At 54.5% G+C, this 19,712-nt stretch carries 14 protein-coding genes; 11 read left to right on the forward strand and 3 right to left on the reverse strand.

Translation table 11 applies throughout. The features are described from left to right. Nucleotides 1–257 precede the first annotated feature (257 nt). From K8W53_RS01570 to K8W53_RS01580, 3 genes are all read left to right on the forward strand, one after another. Nucleotides 258–1,367, forward strand: coding sequence for a glycerol dehydrogenase (locus K8W53_RS01570; RefSeq protein WP_000258839.1), 1,110 nt, complete (start codon nt 258–260; stop codon nt 1,365–1,367). Nucleotides 1,368–1,524: 157 nt separating this feature from the next. Next, nucleotides 1,525–3,021 (forward strand): PstS family phosphate ABC transporter substrate-binding protein, encoded by a 1,497-nt coding sequence (locus K8W53_RS01575; protein ID WP_023224172.1) that lies wholly within the window; start codon nt 1,525–1,527, stop codon nt 3,019–3,021. A 9-nt stretch (nt 3,022–3,030) separates the two neighbouring features. Further along, nucleotides 3,031–3,576: a hypothetical protein gene (locus tag K8W53_RS01580; protein WP_023224173.1), complete on the forward strand. Its 546-nt coding sequence runs from the start codon at nt 3,031–3,033 to the stop codon at nt 3,574–3,576. Between the two features lie 46 nt (nt 3,577–3,622). Here the strand turns inward: K8W53_RS01580 and glpD are convergent, their stop codons facing one another. Beyond that, nucleotides 3,623–5,131 carry a glycerol-3-phosphate dehydrogenase gene (gene glpD / locus K8W53_RS01585; protein WP_000448178.1) on the reverse strand — a complete coding sequence of 503 codons (1,509 nt, stop codon included), beginning with the start codon at nt 5,129–5,131 and terminating at the stop codon, nt 3,623–3,625. A gap of 198 nt (nt 5,132–5,329) precedes the next feature. Between glpD and glpE the strand changes: the two genes are divergently transcribed. The 3 genes from glpE (at nt 5,330) to K8W53_RS01600 (ending at nt 7,414) form a co-directional block, all read left to right on the forward strand. Continuing rightward, on the forward strand, nt 5,330–5,656 hold the full coding sequence (glpE, locus tag K8W53_RS01590) for a thiosulfate sulfurtransferase GlpE (protein WP_020899329.1): 327 nt from the start codon (nt 5,330–5,332) through the stop codon (nt 5,654–5,656). A gap of 75 nt (nt 5,657–5,731) precedes the next feature. Then, on the forward strand, nt 5,732–6,562 hold the full coding sequence (gene glpG, locus K8W53_RS01595; protein ID WP_000928705.1) for a rhomboid family intramembrane serine protease GlpG: 831 nt from the start codon (nt 5,732–5,734) through the stop codon (nt 6,560–6,562). A 93-nt stretch (nt 6,563–6,655) separates the two neighbouring features. Beyond that, on the forward strand, nt 6,656–7,414 hold the full coding sequence (locus K8W53_RS01600) for a DeoR/GlpR family transcriptional regulator (RefSeq protein ID WP_052939266.1): 759 nt from the start codon (nt 6,656–6,658) through the stop codon (nt 7,412–7,414). Here the strand turns inward: K8W53_RS01600 and rtcR are convergent. Further along, the gene (gene rtcR, locus K8W53_RS01605; protein ID WP_023224175.1) at nt 7,411–8,994 is read right to left on the reverse strand and encodes an RNA repair transcriptional activator RtcR; all 1,584 of its coding nucleotides are present in this window, start codon (nt 8,992–8,994) and stop codon (nt 7,411–7,413) included. The genes K8W53_RS01600 and rtcR overlap by 4 nt on opposite strands. Nucleotides 8,995–9,182: 188 nt before the next feature. On the opposite strand from rtcR, the gene K8W53_RS01610 reads away from it, so the two are divergent. The 4 genes from K8W53_RS01610 (at nt 9,183) to K8W53_RS01625 (ending at nt 13,897) form a co-directional block, all read left to right on the forward strand. Next, nucleotides 9,183–10,736, forward strand: coding sequence for a vWA domain-containing protein (locus K8W53_RS01610; RefSeq protein WP_023224176.1), 1,554 nt, complete (start codon nt 9,183–9,185; stop codon nt 10,734–10,736). 351 nt (nt 10,737–11,087) lie between these two features. Beyond that, on the forward strand, nt 11,088–12,302 hold the full coding sequence (rtcB, locus tag K8W53_RS01615; RefSeq protein ID WP_001105526.1) for an RNA-splicing ligase RtcB: 1,215 nt from the start codon (nt 11,088–11,090) through the stop codon (nt 12,300–12,302). A gap of 3 nt (nt 12,303–12,305) precedes the next feature. Next, entirely contained in the window at nt 12,306–13,340 is a 1,035-nt protein-coding gene (rtcA, locus tag K8W53_RS01620) for an RNA 3'-terminal phosphate cyclase (protein ID WP_023224178.1), read from the forward strand. Further along, nucleotides 13,337–13,897 carry a hypothetical protein gene (locus K8W53_RS01625; RefSeq protein WP_023224179.1) on the forward strand — a complete coding sequence of 187 codons (561 nt, stop codon included), beginning with the start codon at nt 13,337–13,339 and terminating at the stop codon, nt 13,895–13,897. Before rtcA ends, K8W53_RS01625 begins: the two co-directional genes overlap by 4 nt. 114 nt (nt 13,898–14,011) lie before the next feature. Here the strand turns inward: K8W53_RS01625 and malT are convergent, their stop codons facing one another. After that, nucleotides 14,012–16,717, reverse strand: coding sequence for an HTH-type transcriptional regulator MalT (malT, locus tag K8W53_RS01630; RefSeq protein ID WP_023224180.1), 2,706 nt, complete (start codon nt 16,715–16,717; stop codon nt 14,012–14,014). Between the two features lie 594 nt (nt 16,718–17,311). Here malT and malP point away from each other — a divergent pair. Next, nucleotides 17,312–19,705 carry a maltodextrin phosphorylase gene (gene malP / locus K8W53_RS01635; protein ID WP_023224181.1) on the forward strand — a complete coding sequence of 798 codons (2,394 nt, stop codon included), beginning with the start codon at nt 17,312–17,314 and terminating at the stop codon, nt 19,703–19,705. Nucleotides 19,706–19,712 lie beyond the last annotated feature (7 nt).

Here is a 19,712-nt window from a genome sequence, read left to right on the forward strand (position 1 = left end):
TAGCGTCAATTCCATACTCTAAGGAAGGTTATATTTTGTGATTTGCTTCAAAAATGAACGGAGATAAAGTGAGAAAGAGCGGATAACCCACTGGAAACTGCTCATCGGTCTAATACATCGCCAAAATTGTGCGCTGCCTCACAGGATAAGATTATGCTCTCACCTGGTCATTGTGCGTTCAGAGTAAACAGCATTAAATTCTTTATGTGGAATTTTTGTTCTGTATATTGAACTTTAATGCTTTTTAAGGAGAAACAATGGTTACTACCGCGATCTTTCCGTCACGATATGTTCAGGGTAAAGGAGCGTTGACAACGCATCTCCCGCAGGAATTGGCCGCACTCGGTCATAAGGCGCTGATTTTGCAGGATCCTGTTGTTCACAACACCTACCGGGATACAGTTGCAACGGCACTGCACGGGGTGATTGAATTTGATATCGAAGTGTTCAGTAGCGAGTGCAGTGATGAGGAAATTGCTCGCATCTCCGCACGCGCGCAGGAAATTGGCGCCGATGTGATTGTCGGTATGGGGGGTGGGAAAACCCTGGATACGGCAAAAGCAACCGGCGCCAGCCTGCGGTTGCCTATTGCCGTGGTTCCTACTCTGGCCTCAACGGATGCGCCGTGCAGTTCACTGGTTGTTATCTATACGCCAGAAGGGAAATTCAAACGCTACCTGATGATTCCACGTAACCCGACGCTTGTGCTGGTGGACAGCAGTATTATTGCTGCCGCGCCGGTACGCTTTTTGGTTTCCGGGATAGGCGATGCGCTGGCAACCTGGTTTGAAGCGGAAGATTGCCGCATCAAAGGGGCAGGCAATATGACCACTAGGCCAGGACCGATGACCGCATTTGAGCTGGCGCGCTTTTGCTACACCACCTTGATGCGCTATGGGCGCCTGGCGAAACTTGCCTGTGAACAACATCAGGTTACTCCGGCGCTCGAACATGTTATTGAAGCGAATACGCTATTATCCGGGCTTGGTTTTGAAAGCGGTGGGCTGGCGGCGGCGCACGCCATTCATAATGGTCTGACGGTACTGCCCGCCACGCACAAATACTGGCATGGGGAAAAGGTTGCGTTTGGCACGCTGGCAATGCTTATGCTCACCGATAGAGCGCCTGAGCTTATCGAGGAGGTTTATCAATTTTGTGAAGATATAGGCTTGCCCACCACGCTGGCGGATATTGGTCTGGCTGGCGTTAGCGATGATGAACTGCTGGCCGTTGCCAGGGCCTCTTGTCAAACTGGGGAAACGATACACAACGAGCCGTTTACCATTACGCCGGAGGCTGTGCAGGCGGCATTGCGGGCCGCCGATGCTGTTGGGCAGGCGCGGAAAAAGATCGATCTTGCAGGTTAATGTGAGCCTGTAAATAAAAAACGGCAGCCGGAACTTTCAGCTTCTGTCTGCCGCTATCGTGAATGTTTTAACGTCGTGATTTCAGAAAAATGCTTGGAGGGTGCTCAGGACTACCGGGTTTATACTTCCGCTATCGCAGGGATTAGCGGATAGAAAAATGAAAAATGCTAAGTGGCTTTTTTTGTCAATCATAATGGCGTTTATCGGCGTGCCGCTGCTGGTGAACATTATTACGATTATCGTGGGGGGAACGTGGGCGTACATTAGCGTTCTTGAAAATAGTATCCCCGTCGCGCAATCTATTGAGAAGGCGACCATTATCCCGGTAGCGCTTCTGGGCGCAGGGTTAATTTTTCTTTGTGGCCGAATATGGGGAAAGGGAAATGCATCAGAGGTAAATCCAGAATGGCGTGATTGCTGCCTGCTTATGCCCGCTCTGGTGGTGCTGATGGGGTGGGTCATCCTGATGTTTCTCACCGATCTTAATATTCGCGCGATAGGGCGTAAACCCATCGCCCAGGTAGTGCAAACGCTTTGGTTAGTACCCAGCGTAATATCCTTTTTCAATGGCTGGGTATGGGCAGTGTTGCTCATCCCGGTTGGCTCGCAGCTCTGTTTTGCATTGGGGTATGGCGGTGCGCGTTGGGGAGTGCTACGCGGCGGTGCGGGCTACTCTTGTCGTAATCTGCTGGTGATTTGCCTGCTGTTTTTCGGGAGCTGTGCCGTATACCAGTCACATCTTTATGCCGTGAAGTATCCCGCTCCCGAGAGCAGTGAATATCTTTATTTCCGCGATTATCAGGCGCACACATGGGGCAACAAGCTAACCGGGCTGCGCGATGAACCGACACTTCTGCTCACCCAAAATTGGCCGCGGCTCGATGGCGCAACGGCTGGCTTGCCGTTATACGCCTCGGCTTTTTATGCGCTTACGCGCTTTCCGGATGATATCTGCCCTGAAGACTACCTTGAAAACCAGGGAACCATTGAAGCCTATCAAAATATCCTTAACGGTAATGCCGATCTTATTTTTGTCGCCCAGCCTTCCACTGCTCAAAAGCAATTGGCCGAGGCCAGTGGCGTAAAACTGGTTTACACCCCCTTTGCACGTGAAGCGTTTGTGTTTATCGTCAACCAAAACAATCCCGTGTCATCGTTGAGTGATGTACAAATTCGCGGCATTTTTAGCGGAAGAATCACCCACTGGAATGAGGTAGGCGGAGAGGCAATCGACATTAAGCCCTGGCAGCGACCGGAAAACTCTGGCAGCCAAACGGCGATGCTGGCGAAGGTAATGAAAGAAACAAAGCTGATGCCAGCGCAAACAACATCCGTGGCAACCGCGATGGGGGAAATGGTGGATATCGTGGCTGAGTATCGCAATACGCACAACGCCATTGGCTATACCTTTCGTTATTACGCTACGCAGATGCACAGCAATAAAGAGATTAAATTACTGGCGATAAACGATGTTGCGCCGACGGTTGAAAATATTCGTAACGGCAGTTACCCGTACACGGTTGATGTTTATATGGTTACCCGTGAACACCCCACAGCGGAAACACAAAAGCTGGTGGACTGGTTTCTAAGCCCGCAGGGGCAGCAGTTGGTGCAGGATGTGGGATATGTGCCGCTGTATCCGGCCGCGAAATAAAGGGACTAAATGGAAGATGTTAAATTATATGTGGAACTGGTAGGCGTAGACCCGGCCAGTGGCGCTGATATTCGTATTGCACGGCGTGAATCCACTTCGTGGCATAAAGATATTGTTGCTGAGCTGATTAATCAGGTTCTCCGGTGTGGTGCAACATTAATCATCGTCGCTGTGCTGACCGCCTGCGATGATCGCCAGGTAAGCTACTTTCCTGATTATGCCGCCATACCCGAGCAATCCGGTATCTGGACCTGGCTGCCTGTGTTCTTTCCATCGTCCGCCAGTGAAATAGAGATGACGTTTAACCTGGACAGCAATCTTTTTTATGCTGACTTTAGCGTGGCCGACGGTGATAAACGCGCGCATTTTGAAAGCGTGCTGGGGGAGGAGAGCGTGGTTCATTATGCCAACTTTTCTCATAAAAGCTGGTGTAAAACGGGGAAAACTCTCTGGAATAGCGAAGCGCGGGCAAAACCCTTCTTTATTACCCAAATAAGTGTCGATCGCTACCGTATCACTAATCATATGCCCGGCTGTACAAAACCCGGCGAGTGAATGCGGTATGTGGCGAAAAGGGCGGTATAAACCGCCCCGGATTTTATTACGACGCCAGTGAAAGTTGGTGTTTCTCAACATACGCCGCCAGCCACTGGGTGATGCGGGACTGCTGCTCGGCGGTCAGCCACATGCCTTCTTTGGTGCGACGCCAGATAGCATCTTCAGTACGGCGCACCCATTCGTGATCCACCAGGTACTTGAGTTCCGCTTCGTAAAACTCATGACCGAAATCTTCGCCTAAATCAAGCAGCGACGTGGCTTCGCCGAGAATCCACTCCGTGTTGCTGCCGTAAGTGCGCGAATAGTGGCGCGCCAGCGATTCCGTCAGGAATGGGTAACGACGACGCAGCTTCGCCGCGTAATCTTCGCGGCTGCCGTCGATGTCGCCGCCGGGCAGTACGCACGTTTTGGTCCATGCCGGCCCGATGCCTGGATAATAAGACGCCAGTTTTTCCATCGCGTGTTCGGCCAGCTTACGGTAGGTCGTGAGCTTACCGCCAAACACGGAAAGCAGCGGCGCTTTGCCGTTTTCATCATGGATATCCAGGGTGTAATCGCGAGTGATCGCCTGCGGTGAGTCGGACTCATCATCGCACAGCGGACGGACGCCGGAGTACGTCCAGACGATGTCATCGCGCCCTAGTTGTTTCTGGAAGTGCGCGTTATAAACCTTCAACAGGTAATTAATTTCGCTCTCTTCAATTTTTACCGCTTTCGGATCGCCTTTATATTCGACATCGGTTGTGCCAATGATCGAAAACTCTTCCATCCACGGAATGACAAAGACGATACGCTTATCTTCGTTTTGCAGAATATACGCCTGCTTCTGATTATGGACACGCGGCACGACGATATGGCTGCCTTTGATCAGGCGGATGCCATACGGTGACGGCAGATGCATCCCTTCGTCGAAGAACTGTTTGACCCACGGTCCGGTGGCGTTAACCAGCCCGCGCGCCTGCCAGACATATTTTTTACCGGTGTCGATATCTTCCGCTTCGACAATCCACAGGCCATTTTCCCGACGAGCGGCGGTTGCGCGAGTACGGGTAAGGACTTCGCCGCCTTTACGCACCACCATCTGTGCGTTAGCCAGCACCAGACGCGCATCGTCTACCCAGCAGTCGGAGTATTCGAATCCGCGCACGATTTCCGGTTTGAGCACCGAATCTGCGCCAAACCGCACACCGGTGGAACCGGGTAAACTGGTACGTTTGCCGAGGTGATCGTACATAAACAGACCGATACGGATCATCCAGGCCGGACGTAAATGCGGGCGGTGCGGCAGACGAAAACGCATCGGGAAGGCGATGTGCGGCGCCATTTTCAACAGTACCTCACGTTCTGCCAGCGCTTCGCTGACCAGACGGAACTCGTAGTGTTCAAGGTAGCGTAAGCCACCGTGGATAAGCTTCGAACTGGCGGATGAGGTCGCGCAGGCCAAATCCTGCGCTTCCAGCATGAGTACGGACAAACCGCGTCCGGCGGCATCAGCCGCGATGCCTGCACCGTTAATGCCCCCGCCTATCACGATCAGATCTTTGGTTTCCATGCTGCCCTCTTGCACTTTCGTTAAAGTTCAAAAATGTTCGTTATCGAACATAATAGCAAAGAAACGCGCTATTGGTAACATCGAAAAAACATTTTAGAGTGATATGTATAACATTATGGCGTTAAGCTACTCCGTCAACGTACACTGGGCGATAAAATGCCTTAATTGGCTTCACCGGCAATAATGAAAGAGCGATTCATGGAACAATTTGAATGTATCACTGTAGAAGAGGCGTATCAGAAACTGCGCCAGGGCGCGGCGGTGCTGGTCGATATTCGCGATCCGCAAAGTTATGCCATGGGTCATGCGCCGCAGGCGTTTCACTTGACTAACGATACGCTGGGCGCGTTTATGCGTGAGCATGGTTTCGATACCGCGGTGATGGTAATGTGCTATCACGGCAACAGTAGTAAAGGCGCCGCGCAGTATCTGCTCCAGCAAGGCTATGATGCGGTTTACAGCATTGACGGCGGGTTTGAGGCCTGGCATCGCCGTTTCCCTGCCGATGTCGCGAATGGCGCGTAATCCCATAAAGATGCAGCCTCCGACGAGAAGGGTATATATACTGTCTTCTTTTGTATGGACTAAGCGACAGCAATAATGTTGATGATTACTTCCTTTGCGAATCCTCGCGTGGCGCAGGCATTTGTTGATTACATGGCCACCCAGGGCGTCATTCTTACTATTCAGCAACATAATCAAAGCGATATCTGGTTGGCAGATGAATCGCAGGCCGAACGTGTGCGGGTCGAGCTGGCGCGGTTTATAGAAAATCCCGGCGATCCGCGTTATCTGGCGGCTAGCTGGCAGTCCGGGCAGACTAACAGCGGGCTACGCTACCGCCGTTTTCCCTTTCTCGCCACGCTGCGTGAACGAGCCGGCCCTGTTACCTGGATCGTGATGCTCGCCTGCGTGGTGGTCTATATCGCGATGAGTCTCATCGGCGATCAGACGGTGATGGTGTGGCTGGCGTGGCCGTTCGATCCGGTTTTAAAATTTGAAGTCTGGCGCTACTTCACCCATATCTTTATGCACTTCTCACTGATGCATATTCTTTTTAACCTGCTGTGGTGGTGGTATCTCGGCGGGGCGGTAGAGAAGCGCCTGGGCAGCGGTAAATTAATCGTCATTACGGTGATAAGCGCGCTGCTAAGCGGCTATGTACAGCAGAAATTTAGCGGCCCGTGGTTTGGCGGACTGTCTGGCGTCGTCTATGCGCTGATGGGGTACGTGTGGCTGCGCGGAGAGCGCGATCCGCAAAGCGGAATTTACCTCCAGCGCGGCTTAATTATTTTTGCATTATTGTGGATAGTCGCTGGTTGGTTTGACTGGTTTGGCATGTCTATGGCGAACGGCGCGCACATCGCCGGGCTTATCGTCGGTTTAGCGATGGCCTTTGTTGATACGCTGAATGCGCGAAAACGAACGTGAGGCGTATCCGGCCTGTGGTCGAGATATTTTTCCAGGCCGGGTAGGGCGAATGCCGCTATCCGGCGCAAGGTTGGTTACTTTCAGAGATTATTCATGAAACAAACACAACGGCATGACGCGATCATTGAACTGGTGAAAAAACAGGGGTACGTCAGTACGGAAGAGCTGGTGGAGCATTTTTCTGTCAGCCCGCAAACCATTCGTCGGGATCTTAACGATCTGGCGGAACAGAATATGATTTTGCGCCACCACGGCGGCGCGGCGTTGCCCTCCAGCTCGGTGAACACGCCGTGGCACGATCGTAAGGCGACGCAAACGGAAGAAAAAGAGCGCATCGCTCGCAAAGTCGCGGCCCAGATCCCCAATGGTTCAACGCTGTTTATTGATATCGGCACGACGCCGGAAGCCGTAGCGCACGCCCTGTTAGGGCACAGTAATTTGCGGATCGTGACCAACAATTTGAACGTAGCGAACACGCTAATGGCGAAAGAGGATTTTCGTATTATCCTCGCCGGCGGCGAACTCCGCAGCCGCGACGGCGGCATTATTGGCGAGGCGACGCAGGATTTCATCTCCCAGTTCCGTCTCGATTTCGGTATTCTGGGGATTAGCGGCATCGACAGCGATGGTTCGCTGCTGGAGTTTGATTATCATGAGGTACGCACCAAGCGCGCGATTATCGAAAATTCGCGCCACGTGATGCTGGTGGTGGATCACTCTAAATTTGGCCGTAACGCGATGGTAAACATGGGCAGCATTAGTATGGTCGATGCGGTCTACACCGATACCCTGCCGCCGCCGGGCGTGATGCAGGTGTTGACGGAGAACCATATCCAACTGGAGCTGTGTTAATTCTGTAAAACTTCCCACGTCAGCCCAAAACGCGCCAGGTACTTACGCAGCCGGTCAGCGTCATTCACCGTGGCTTTCCCCTGACGGGAAACGTTGAATAGCTGCCGCCCGGCGTCGGAAAGGGTTTTCGCCTGGCGGCAGACGGCAACGACGTTTTCCAGTTGCATACGGTCAAACAGATCCAGCGCCGTTGCGTCAATGCCCGGCAGTCCGTCGAGCGCGGAGGGGCGATGGTCATTCCAGCTATAGCGCAAACGCGCGATTTCATCGTCTACCGTTTCGACCGTGATTCGCCCGTTGTCCGCCAGCGTCGCCATGCGGGTGACGCTGGCGGAGAGTTCGCGGAAGTTACCGCGCCAGGCGGCCTGCGGCGAGGTGGCGAAGCTCAGCCAGGCGCGGCGCGCTTCGGTATTAAAACGCACGCTGTCGCCGGTTAGCGCCGCGTGGCGTTCCAGTTCGTAGTCAAGGTTTGGTTCAATATCTTCCTGGCGCTGACGCAGGCCCGGTAGTTCGAAGGTCCAGAGATTAATGCGCGCGTACAGGTCTTCGCGGAATGTCCCCTCCGCCACTCGCTGGCGCAGGTCGCGCACCGTGCCGGCAATCAACTGGAAATCGCTGCTGACCTGCTGGTCGCTGCCGAAAGGATAAAAGCGTTTCTCTTCAATGGCTTTCAGCAACATGGCCTGTTCATCCGCGCCCAGCTCTCCCACTTCGTCAAGAAACAACATGCCGCCGTCGGCGCTGCGCAGCAGCCCTGCACGCTCCTCTCTCGCGCCGGTAAACGCCCCCTTAACGTGGCCGAACAGCGCCGACATCGCCGTGTCGCCGCGCAGGGTGGCGCAGTTCACTTCGACAAACGGGCCGCTGAACTGGTGGCGGGCCAGTTTTAGTTCATAGATGCGACGGGCGAGAAACGACTTGCCCGCGCCGGTCGGGCCATTGAGCAGGATTGGCGAACGGGAGCGTATCGCGACGCGCTCAATTTGCTCAATCATCCGGTTGAAACACGGGTTGCGGGTTGCAATGCCGGACTTCAGGAAGTTGAGCGTCTCCTCCCGCTCCTGGGCGAAGCGGGTGGCGATGTCATTGTAGCGGCTGAGATCGAGGTCAATGATCGTCACGTCGCCCGTGCTATGCGGTTTATCTTTTTTGCGCGGCGGCGAGGTCTGCGCTAATCGCGCCGGTAGATAGCGCGCCTCCGCCAGCAGGAACCAGCAGATCTGCGCGACGTGGGTGCCGGTGGTGATATGAATCAGATAGTCTTCATCTTCGGGATGAAAGGTATGGCTGCGGGCGAAATCGTGCAGGCAGGCGTAAACCTCTTCGAAGTCCCACGGGTTGCGGATCGCGATTTCTACGCCGACGACTTCCGTTTCCGGCGAGACGCTGGCGATATCCTTCTTTAATCCTTCAAACAGCGAGCGAGAGCGGGCATCGTACAGCAGTTCCAGGCGGTGAACGACCAGCGTCTCCTGCTGACACAGACACAAAGTAGGGCGCCATTTTTCCCAACGCTGACTGCCGCGTCCTGCATAGTCGAGCACCGTACCGACAAAACCAAAGGCCACCGTTTTTCGCATCTTAGATTTCCTTCTAAAAGACGAGATAATTTTATCGCTTTTTAATGACTACCGTGCAGGCATTTTTCTTCACTTGAACGCTAAAGAAATAAATCAATTAAAAATCAATAGATTAAAAAATAATTTATTTTCTGGCACGCTGGTTGCAATAACCATGGCATGGAGAATAACGGAAATGGGAAAAACAAATGGCTAATCCACTTTTGTTCCGTTCGCTGTTAAGGGACGTGCCGCTGGCCAACGCCAGCAATCAGCAAGGCGCAGCGGCCTTTGCCTTCACCCCGCGCCATAAACTGGCGCAAATGGTGATGACCGGCTGCATGAACGAGACTTTTTATGCCAGCGGCCAGGCGCAGCTAAATGATGTTCTGGCAACGGCGAAAGATCTCGACGATCTGTTTTTAGCGCAACTGGCGATTTATGGCCGCGAACGCGGGATGATGAAGGATATGCCCGCGCTGTTGACCGCCATTCTGGCGGCGCGTGGTTCGGCGCTGCTGCCGGTAGTATTTGCGCGGGTGATCAACAATGGCCGGATGCTGCGTAACTTTGTGCAAATTTTGCGCAGCGGCGTGACCGGGCGGCGCTCGCTGGGGACGCGGCCAAAGAAGCTGGTGCAGCGTTGGTTACAGAACGCCAGCGAAGAGCGTTTATTGCAGGCATCGGTGGGCAATGCGCCGTCGCTGGCGGATATCGTCAAAATGGTGCACCCACGGCCGCAAGCGGCGTGGCAGGAAGCCTTCTTCGCCTGGCTGATTGGTAAGCCGTGCGATAAGACGCAACTGCCGGAAAAAACGCGCGCGCTGCTGGCGTTTCGTGAAGGCGACATGGGCGCGGCCTTACCCGATGTGCCGTTTTTACTGCTGACCAACGCGCCGCTGAGTCGCGAACAGTGGGCGCAGCTGGCGCAGCGGATGAGTTGGCAAACGTTGCGGATGAATTTGAATACGCTGGCGCGTCATGACGTGTTTGAGAATGCAACGCTTGCCGCCAGCGTGGCGCAGCGGCTGGCGGACAGGGCGCAGGTGCGCCAGTCCTGGGTTTATCCTTATCAGTTGCTGTCGGCGTGGAGCAATCTGCAATGCAGCGTGCCGCAGGTTATTCGTGAGGCTTTAGCGCAGGCGATGGAGTACGCGCTGGAGAACATTCCGCCGTTTCGCGGCAACGTGGTGGTCTGCCCGGACGTGTCGGGGTCGATGAAGTCATCGATAACCGGCTATCGCAAGGGGGCGACCAGTAAGATCCGCTGCGTGGACGTTGCCGGGCTGATCGCCGCCGCTGTGCTGCGTAATCATCCGCAGGCCCGCGTGCTGCCGTTTGAATGCGATGTGGTCGACGTGCGGCTTGATGCGCGCCAGTCGGTTATGCACAACGCGCAAAAGCTGGCGGCGGTTGGCGGCGGCGGCACCAACTGCTCCGCGCCGCTGCGTAGGTTGTTGAACGAGCGGGCGCGGGTGGATCTGGTAATTATGGTGTCGGATAACGAATCGTGGGTTGATAAATCGCGCCATGGCTCAACGGCCACCATGGAATGCTGGATCGAACTGAAAAAGCGCAACCCGCAGGCGCGCCTGGTGTGTATCGATCTGCTGCCTTACGGCACCACGCAGGCGGCGGAACGAAGCGATATTTTGAACGTCGGCGGCTTCAGCGACGAGGTGTTTACGGTAATAGATAACTTTGTTAACGGTCGCTATGGCAGCGCGCACTGGCTGGAAGAGATTGAAGCCGTGACGTTGTAAAGAGTATTCAGCGCGGCGCGAATGCTGGCCGGGATTACATCTTTCCCGATGCGTATCATCCCGGCTATGAATTTGTCGCGCAACGCTGAAGGCACGAATGCTGGTGGATCTACACCTTGTATGGCCAGACGCAGGTTCGAACCCTGCCGGGGCTTAGCTCTGTAGCTCAACGGTAGAGCGGGTGATTCACCTTAACTTGTCGCGCCACCCTGTTTTGGCGAATGCCGGAGGATCTACAGGTAACGCGGAGGTAATGCCGCTAGCAGGTTCAATCCCTGCGCCTCCGGTTTAACCGGAGTTAAGATTCTTCACCACTTGTCGCCACCCTAATGATTAAAATGAGAAAAAATGATGAATTACGAATTGATGACCACCCAGAACGCACCGGTAAAAATGTGGACCAAAGGCGTACCGGTAGAAGACGATGCCCGTCAGCAGCTGATCAATACGGCGAAAATGCCGTTTATTTTCAAACATATTGCCGTTATGCCGGATGTGCATTTGGGGAAAGGATCGACCATCGGTAGCGTGATCCCGACGAAAGGGGCGATTATTCCGGCGGCGGTGGGCGTGGATATCGGCTGTGGAATGAACGCGCTGCGTACCAGCTTAACGGCGGCCGATCTGCCGGAAAATCTGGCGGAACTGCGTAACGCCATAGAGGCCGCTGTGCCTCACGGGCGTACCACCGGACGCGGGCGTCGCGATGTGGGCGCATGGGGAAACCCGCCCGCCAACGTTGATGAAAAATGGGCGCAGCTGGAAGCGGGATATCAGTGGTTAACGCAAAAATATCCGCGCTTTTTGAATACCAATAGCTATAAGCACCTGGGAACGTTGGGAACCGGTAACCACTTTATTGAGATCTGTCTGGATGAAACCGATCGGGTATGGATCATGCTGCACTCCGGTTCGCGCGGGATCGGTAACGCCATCGGCACCTATTTTATCGGCCTGGCGCAGCAAGAAATGCAGGAGCAGTTAGAAACGCTGCCGTCCCGCGATCTGGCGTATTTTAATGAAGGAAGCGAATATTTTGACGATTACCTGAAAGCGGTACACTGGGCGCAGCAATTCGCCAGCCTGAACCGCGAGGCGATGATGGAAAACGCGCTGGCGGCGCTCCAGCGCTGCGTGGAAAAACCGATCGCCCTCGATATGGACGAGATCAACTGCCACCATAACTATGTGCAAAAAGAGCAGCACTTTGGCGAAGAGATCTATGTGACGCGTAAAGGGGCAGTTTCGGCGCGGCGCGGTGAGTTCGGTATCATTCCCGGTTCGATGGGGGCGAAAAGCTTTATCGTGCGCGGGCTGGGTAACGAAGAGTCGTTCTGTTCGTGCAGCCACGGCGCCGGGCGTGTGATGAGCCGAACGAAAGCGAAGAAACTGTTTAGCGTTGACGATCAGATTCGCGCCACCGCGCATGTCGAATGCCGTAAAGATGCGGACGTGATCGACGAGATCCCAATGGCGTATAAAGACATTGATGCGGTGATGGCGGCGCAGTCTGACCTGGTGGAAATCATGTACACTCTGCGGCAGGTGGTGTGCGTTAAAGGATAGAAAATGGCAAGGATTATCGCGCTGGATGGCGCACAGGGAGAGGGCGGCGGGCAGATTTTGCGCTCGGCGCTGAGTTTATCAATGATAACCGGCCAGCCGTTTGAAATGAGCGGCATCCGCGCCGGGCGCGCTAAACCGGGGCTGCTACGCCAGCATTTAACGGCGGTGCGGGCGGCAACGGAAATCTGCGGCGCGCAGGTGAACGGCGACGAGCTGGGCTCGCAACAGTTGCGTTTTACGCCGGGGCCGATTCGCGGCGGCGAGTACCGTTTCGCGATTGGCAGCGCGGGCAGTTGTATGCTGGTGCTGCAAACCGTCCTGCCCGCGCTGTGGTTTGCCGATGGTTCATCCCGCGTGGAGCTTCACGGCGGGACGCATAATCAGGCCGCGCCCAGCGCCGATTTTATCTGCCGCGTCTGGGAGCCGCTGTTGGCGAGGATGGGCATCAACCAGCGCACTACGCTGATAAAACACGGCTTTTATCCGGCAGGCGGCGGCGCGGCGGCAACGGTCGTCGAACCGGCGGCGTCTTTACGCGGTCTGACGCTGATATCGCGCGGCGAGACGCTGCGTATCACCGCCGAAGCTTTGCTGGCCTCGGTGCCTCACCACGTTGGCGAACGTGAAGTCGCAACGCTGGAAGCCTACTTCCCGCTGGCGGAGAAAAACGTCGTTGCGCTGGAAGGCGGCTGCGGGCCGGGCAACGCGCTGTCGCTGATGATCCAAAGCGAACAGTTAACCGAACTGTTCGCCGCGTTCGGCGTAAAAGGCACCAGCGCGGAAGCGGTAGCTAACCAGGTTGCGCATGAAGCGCGGCGCTATCTCGCAAGCCCGGCAGCGGTGGGAGAGCATCTGGCCGACCAGCTGATTTTACCGCTGGCGCTGGCGGGCGAAGGCGCGTTTACCGTGGCGCGGGCTTCCGCTCACTTGCTTACCAATATTGCGGTGGTGGAACGGTTTTTGCCGGTAACGTTCAACCTGGAGGAGGCGAGGGGGATGGTGCAGGTTATGGTAAGTAAAAAGGATAGCGGATCATGACATACCACGCTGATTTCCTTGATGCTGAACAACGCGTTACTGACGCCATCCCGGAGAGGGATGTTAATCCCTTTTCCGGCCCTTCAACGATGCGGCGAAGAGTGCTGGTGAGTCAGGACGGCGAGCCGGTTATCGTGCTGTGTCTTTTTGTTGCGCTGGAAGAGGGGCGCTGGATCGTTGAGCAGTGCTTCAGCGGCATCATGAATAATGATAAGACTATTGCGATATTATACGGTCAGCACGTTCACTTATTTGATACGGATTCACATCAGGTTAAAAGCCTGTTTCTTGATGATTATGTTGGCCATATTTATTCAATACCCGATGTTTGGGATCATAAGGCCTCGCTGAGCGAGAATTTCTTGGTCACAACCTTTCAGTATACGTTTCTTATCAACGTGAGTTCCGGCATTATCTGGCGATCGGAACCGTGTGGTATTGATGGCGTCATTATTCACGATATCCGGGAGGGTATTATTTATGGCAGTGGCGAATGGGACCCGCCGGATGGATGGGCGCCATTTAACCTGCGGCTGAGCGACGGCCATCGGGCCTGAAGCCAACTCAACGTCTGGATTTACGTTTATGCCCCCGGCCTACAAAACCAGCAATATCAATATGTTTTAAAATGACGTTGCAGGCCTGATAAGCGAAGCGCCATCAGGCACACGTTACACGCCATACCCCATCATCTTCAGCAACTGCTGCGCGTGCTGTACCGCGTCCTGACGGTGCGCGACGCCGAGTTTCTGGTAGAGGTTGCGGATATGCGTCTTAATGGTGGTCGCGGCCACCGCCAGTTCGCCGGCAATCTGTTCGTTGCTGTAACCGGAATAGATAAGCCCTAACACCTGCCATTCACGCTGGGTGAGCGGGCTGGTGCGAATAAGCTCCGGGACATCCGGATGGTTAAGCAGGCGCTCGACGAAGCCTTCGTCAAAATGGGCGAATTTATGCCGGTGATGTTGGTTAATCTCTCGCAGGATGCGCTGCGCGCGATGCTGCTCCATCTCCGGCAGCGTATTGAGTTGAATCAGCTGACGCAATTGTTGCGCCATGGCTTCGCCTTCAATCACAAAATGGCTGATAAATCCGGTGCGGTTGGCGAGCTGTAAGGCATCAAGCAATACGCGCTGGGCGTCGTTTTTCCGCCCGGATTGCCAGTAAAGCTGATTGAGTAACAGCAGATTGCGGTTTAAATCGCTCATTAAGCGCAGGCTACGGGCATTCTCATTTAACTCTTCCAGCACGATTTCCGCAGGCTCGAATTCGCCCAGCAGGATCTGCGCGCGGGCGATATTCCGCCATTGCCCTTGCAGAAAATGGTTATTGGCAAACGCCGGTTTGGGCGTATGGCGTAACCAGTTGGCGGCGGATTTTTTGTCGCTGGTTAACTGCCAGTAAATGACACGCACCTTATCGGCGTTAGAGATCCAGTCGCAGTGATAACGGCCATTGCCTAATAAATTTTCCAGTCGGTTAAGCTGACTACGGGCATTATCCAGATCGCCGCGCGCCAGCGAGCACTGCACCAGTAACGTCAGGCACTGCAACTGTTGTTGCGGCTGGAAGGTGGACAGCACAGCGATACCGCTGCGCGCCGAGGCCTCCGCTTCGTCAAGGCGCGCCCACGCCCACAGCAATTGCGCGCGGATACGTACCAGAAACTCATGCATCGGCAGTTGTTCCAGATGTTGCTCTTTGATCAACTGGAAGGCTCTCTCCTGCGTTTCCCATGCGGCCTGCAGGAATCCCTGGGCGAACTGAATTTCGCTTTGTTGAATTAAGCTCCACAGCGCGTAATGCCAGACGTCATGATGGCGTGCCATTTGTTCGGTTTGCTGCATCAGCGATAAAGACTGGCTAAGATCGCCTTTACAGTGCAGCACTTCGCCGTGAACGGAGGTCGCGACAATGCGGCTATAAAACCAGGCGAGAGGAAGCTCATCCAGCGCCAGTTTCGCCAGCCGCTCAGCCTCTTCCGGATTGCCGTCGTTGATGGCGACCTGGGCGCGCAGCGCGTTAAATTCAGCATGCAGCGTGCCGTCCATGACCCCTTTGATCTCTTGCTCGGCGCGCGCCAGCAGCGTATTCACTTCGCTGTAGCGGTGTTGGCTTTGCATCAGCCAGGCCTGTAACAACACCAGCCGCGGATTTTCCAGCAGGCTTTCCCACGGCAGCGCTTTTAATGACTCTTCCAGCAGCGCCAGTTCACTGTGATTAAACAGCCCCCACGCATGGTTAAGCAGGATATCGCGCAGCATTTGCGCGTCACCCGCCGCCAGCGCATGATGAATAGCTTCGCTGGGAAAACCTTGTTCCATCCAGCTTTCCGCGGCCGCACGGTGGATCTCCGGTAGTTCCGCCGCCAGTTCCCACTGGCAACGCTGGCGCAGAAAGCTACCAAACAACGGGTGATAGCTGAACCATTCGCCCGTGTCGTCCATGCGTTGCAGGAATAACCCCTGGCGCTCAATCTCCTCCAGCCGCATCTGGCCGTTTTCTTCGCCGGTCACGCGCACAATCAATGCGTCATTCATTGAGCGTAAGATCGCGCTTTTAAGTAAAAAATGTCGGGTGCTGACATCCACGTTATCCAGTACTTCGTCCACCAGATAATCAGAAAGGTGGCTGGCATTAATCCCGGCAAGACGGCGGGCGGAGTGATGCGCAGAGGTATGGTTCTGGCGCGCGGAGAGGGCGATCAACTGTAGCGCAGTGGCCCAACCGGCCACATCATCGCACATGCGGCTGCTCTCAGCGGCTTCAATGGGCGACGAAAGACGACGGTCAAAAAATTGCTTTGCTTCCTGATGGTTAAAAGCCAACTGCTGGCTGCCGATTTCCAACAGCTGATCGCGCACGCGCAGGTTAGCGATGCCCAGTTGCGGCAAATTACGCGATAACACCACCAGGGTGAAATTTTCCGGCTGATGCCGTAAGAAAAAGCGCATCGCGTCGTGAATCACCGGATTGGTAATCAAATGGTAGTCGTCAATCACCAGATAAAGCGGGCGATGCCACTGCGCCAGTTCAATAAAGAGCTGTGCGAAGAGGGACGTCAGGCTGGCGTACTGACGTTTTTGCGCCATCGCTTCGCTGGTAGAGCAGTGTCCGCCGGTGGCCTGTTGGATAGCGGCAATTAAGTAACTGGCGAATCGCTCTTGCTGGTTATCGCCTTCGTCGAGAGAGTACCAGCCTAATTCATTTTTGCCCGCCGCCCACTGTGAGACAAGCGTGGTTTTCCCATAGCCAGCAGGACTGGTTACCAGGGCGAGCCTGAAATTGTTCGCGCCGGAAAGTTTAGCCAACAGCCGCTCACGAACCACGGTATGGTCGAGACGAACCGGACGACTTAATTTAGACGGAATCAACATAGCAATCACTTCACTGTGGGAAATGGGGGGAACTGCGATTTTTTTTGCGCTTCGTAATTAATAGATATAAGGTCGGCCAGAAAGCATTTTAATGCAAGCTAAGCAGACTTTTTATGTGTCTGAATTTGCACTCTGTCACAATTCTAAATAACGGTATTAAAAAAGTATTCGGCGCGGTTGAAACGAGCGTCAGAGCTGGGCTCAGGTCATATTTCCGTTATTGTAAATAATGTCCTGGACATCATCCGGATTTAACACAATGGCGATACCAGGCGTTTAATTAATTATGTTTAGTGAGTGAATCTCCCGCCGCTGAATATTTCAGGTAAGAAACTATTTCGGCGTTCATATAATCTTTCGAAAATACCCCTTCGCGATTTACTGTTATTTCTGTTTATTCATTTGATTATGCGTAACACTGGGTGTCGTTGACAGGAATCGGCGCGTTTATACAGGGGTAAGTGGCGGCGATCACACTTTTATGCTCATCCCCGCTCCTCCTCCCTCCCTAATCATTGCCGGGAGGAGGAAGGTCAACATCGAGCCTGGCAAACTAGCGATAACGTTGTTTTATTACCCGAGGACGGATTTCCTATGTCACAGCCAACCTTCAATAAAGATCAATTCCAGGCCGCCCTGACGCGTCAGTGGCAGCGTTTCGGTTTACTGTCGGCGTCTGACATGACGCCTCGTCAGTGGTGGCAGGCCGTTAGCGGCGCGCTGGCGGAATTACTGAGCGCGCAACCGGTAGCGCAGCCGACGAAAGGCCAGCGTCATGTGAACTACATTTCGATGGAATTTTTGATTGGCCGCCTGACGGGAAATAACCTGTTAAATCTGGGATGGTACCAGGACGTTAGCGATGTGCTGAAAGCGCACGATATTAATCTGACCGATCTGCTGGAAGAGGAAGTCGATCCGGCGCTCGGCAACGGTGGTCTGGGACGTCTGGCCGCCTGCTTCCTCGATTCGATGGCCACCGTCGGGCAGTCCGCTACGGGCTATGGTCTGAACTACCAGTATGGGCTGTTCCGTCAGTCATTTGTTGAGGGCAAGCAGATGGAAGCGCCGGATGACTGGCATCGCGGCAGCTATCCGTGGTTCCGCCACAACGAGGCGCTGGACGTCCAGGTTGGGATCGGCGGTAAAGTCACCAAAGAAGGGCGCTGGGAGCCCGGTTTTGTGATTACAGGCCAGGCCTGGGATCTGCCGGTGTTAGGCTATCGTAACGGCGTCGCGCAACCGCTGCGTTTGTGGCAGGCGACCCACGCGCATCCGTTTGATCTGACCAAATTCAACGACGGCGCTTTCCTGCGGGCGGAACAGCAGGGTATCGATGCGGAAAAACTGACGAAGGTGCTTTATCCCAACGATAACCACACGGCGGGCAAAAAACTGCGCCTGATGCAGCAATACTTCCAGTGCGCCTGCTCGGTAGCGGATATTCTGCGCCGCCATCATCTGGCCGGACGCAAACTGCATGAGCTGGCGGATTATGAGGTCATTCAGCTAAATGATACCCACCCGACTATTGCCATCCCTGAACTGCTGCGCGTGCTGATTGACGAGCACCAGCTGAGCTGGGATGACGCCTGGGCTATCACCAGCAAAACCTTCGCCTACACCAACCACACCCTGATGCCAGAAGCGCTGGAGTGCTGGGATGAGAGGTTAATCAAAGCGCTGTTGCCGCGTCATATGCAGATTATCAAGCAGATTAACGACAGCTTTAAGACGCTGGTCGATAACACCTGGCCTGGCGATAAGCAGGTATGGGCAAAACTGGCGGTGGTGCACGACCGTCAGGTACGCATGGCCAATATGTGCGTGGTCAGCGGCTTTGCGGTCAACGGTGTGGCGGCGCTGCACTCCGATCTGGTGGTGAAAGATCTGTTCCCGGAATATCACCAGCTTTGGCCGAACAAATTCCACAATGTCACCAACGGCATTACGCCGCGTCGCTGGATCAAACAGTGCAATCCGCAGCTTGCGGCGTTGCTGGATAAAACGCTGAAAAAAGAGTGGGCTAACGATCTCGACCAGTTGATCAACCTCGAAAAATACGCTGACGACGCCAAATTCCGTCAGCAATATCGCGACATCAAACGGGCGAACAAAGAACGGCTGGTGAAATTTATCCAGGCCCGTACCGGGATTGAGATTTCGAGCCATGCGATTTTTGATATTCAAATCAAACGTCTGCACGAGTACAAGCGTCAGCATCTGAATCTGTTACATATTCTGGCGCTGTACAAAGAGATCCGCGAAAACCCGCAGGCCGACCGCGTACCGCGCGTATTCCTGTTTGGCGCGAAGGCGGCGCCGGGCTATTACCTGGCGAAGAACATCATTTTTGCTATCAATAAGGTTGCGGAAGCCATTAATAACGACCCGGCGGTGGGTGATAAGCTGAAGGTGGTTTTCCTGCCGGATTACTGCGTCTCGGCGGCGGAAATGCTCATTCCGGCGGCGGATATTTCCGAGCAAATTTCTACTGCCGGGAAAGAGGCGTCCGGCACCGGTAACATGAAACTGGCGCTGAACGGGGCGTTGACTGTGGGAACGCTGGACGGCGCTAACGTTGAAATCGCTGAGAAAGTGGGTGAAGAGAATATCTTTATCTTTGGCCATACTGTGGAAGAGGTCAAGGCGCTCAAAGCCAAAGGCTACGATCCGGTGAAATGGCGTAAAAAAGACAAAGTGCTGGATGCGGTGCTAAAAGAGCTGGAAAGCGGTCAATACAGCGATGGCGATAAACATGCCTTTGACCAGATGCTGCATAGCCTCGGCAAACAGGGGGGCGATCCGTACCTGGTCATGGCGGACTTCGCCGCTTATGTCGAGGCGCAAAAGCAGGTGGATGCGCTGTATCGCGACCAGGAAGCGTGGACGCGCGCCGCGATCCTCAATACCGCGCGCTGCGGTATGTTCAGTTCCGATCGCTCTATTCGCGATTATCAGGCCCGTATCTGGCAGGCAAAACGCTAAGGGAGCG

Origin of the sequence: Salmonella sp. A29-2 (assembly GCF_020150755.1) — a bacterium.
Taxonomy (GTDB): Bacteria; Pseudomonadota; Gammaproteobacteria; order Enterobacterales; family Enterobacteriaceae; genus Salmonella; species Salmonella enterica.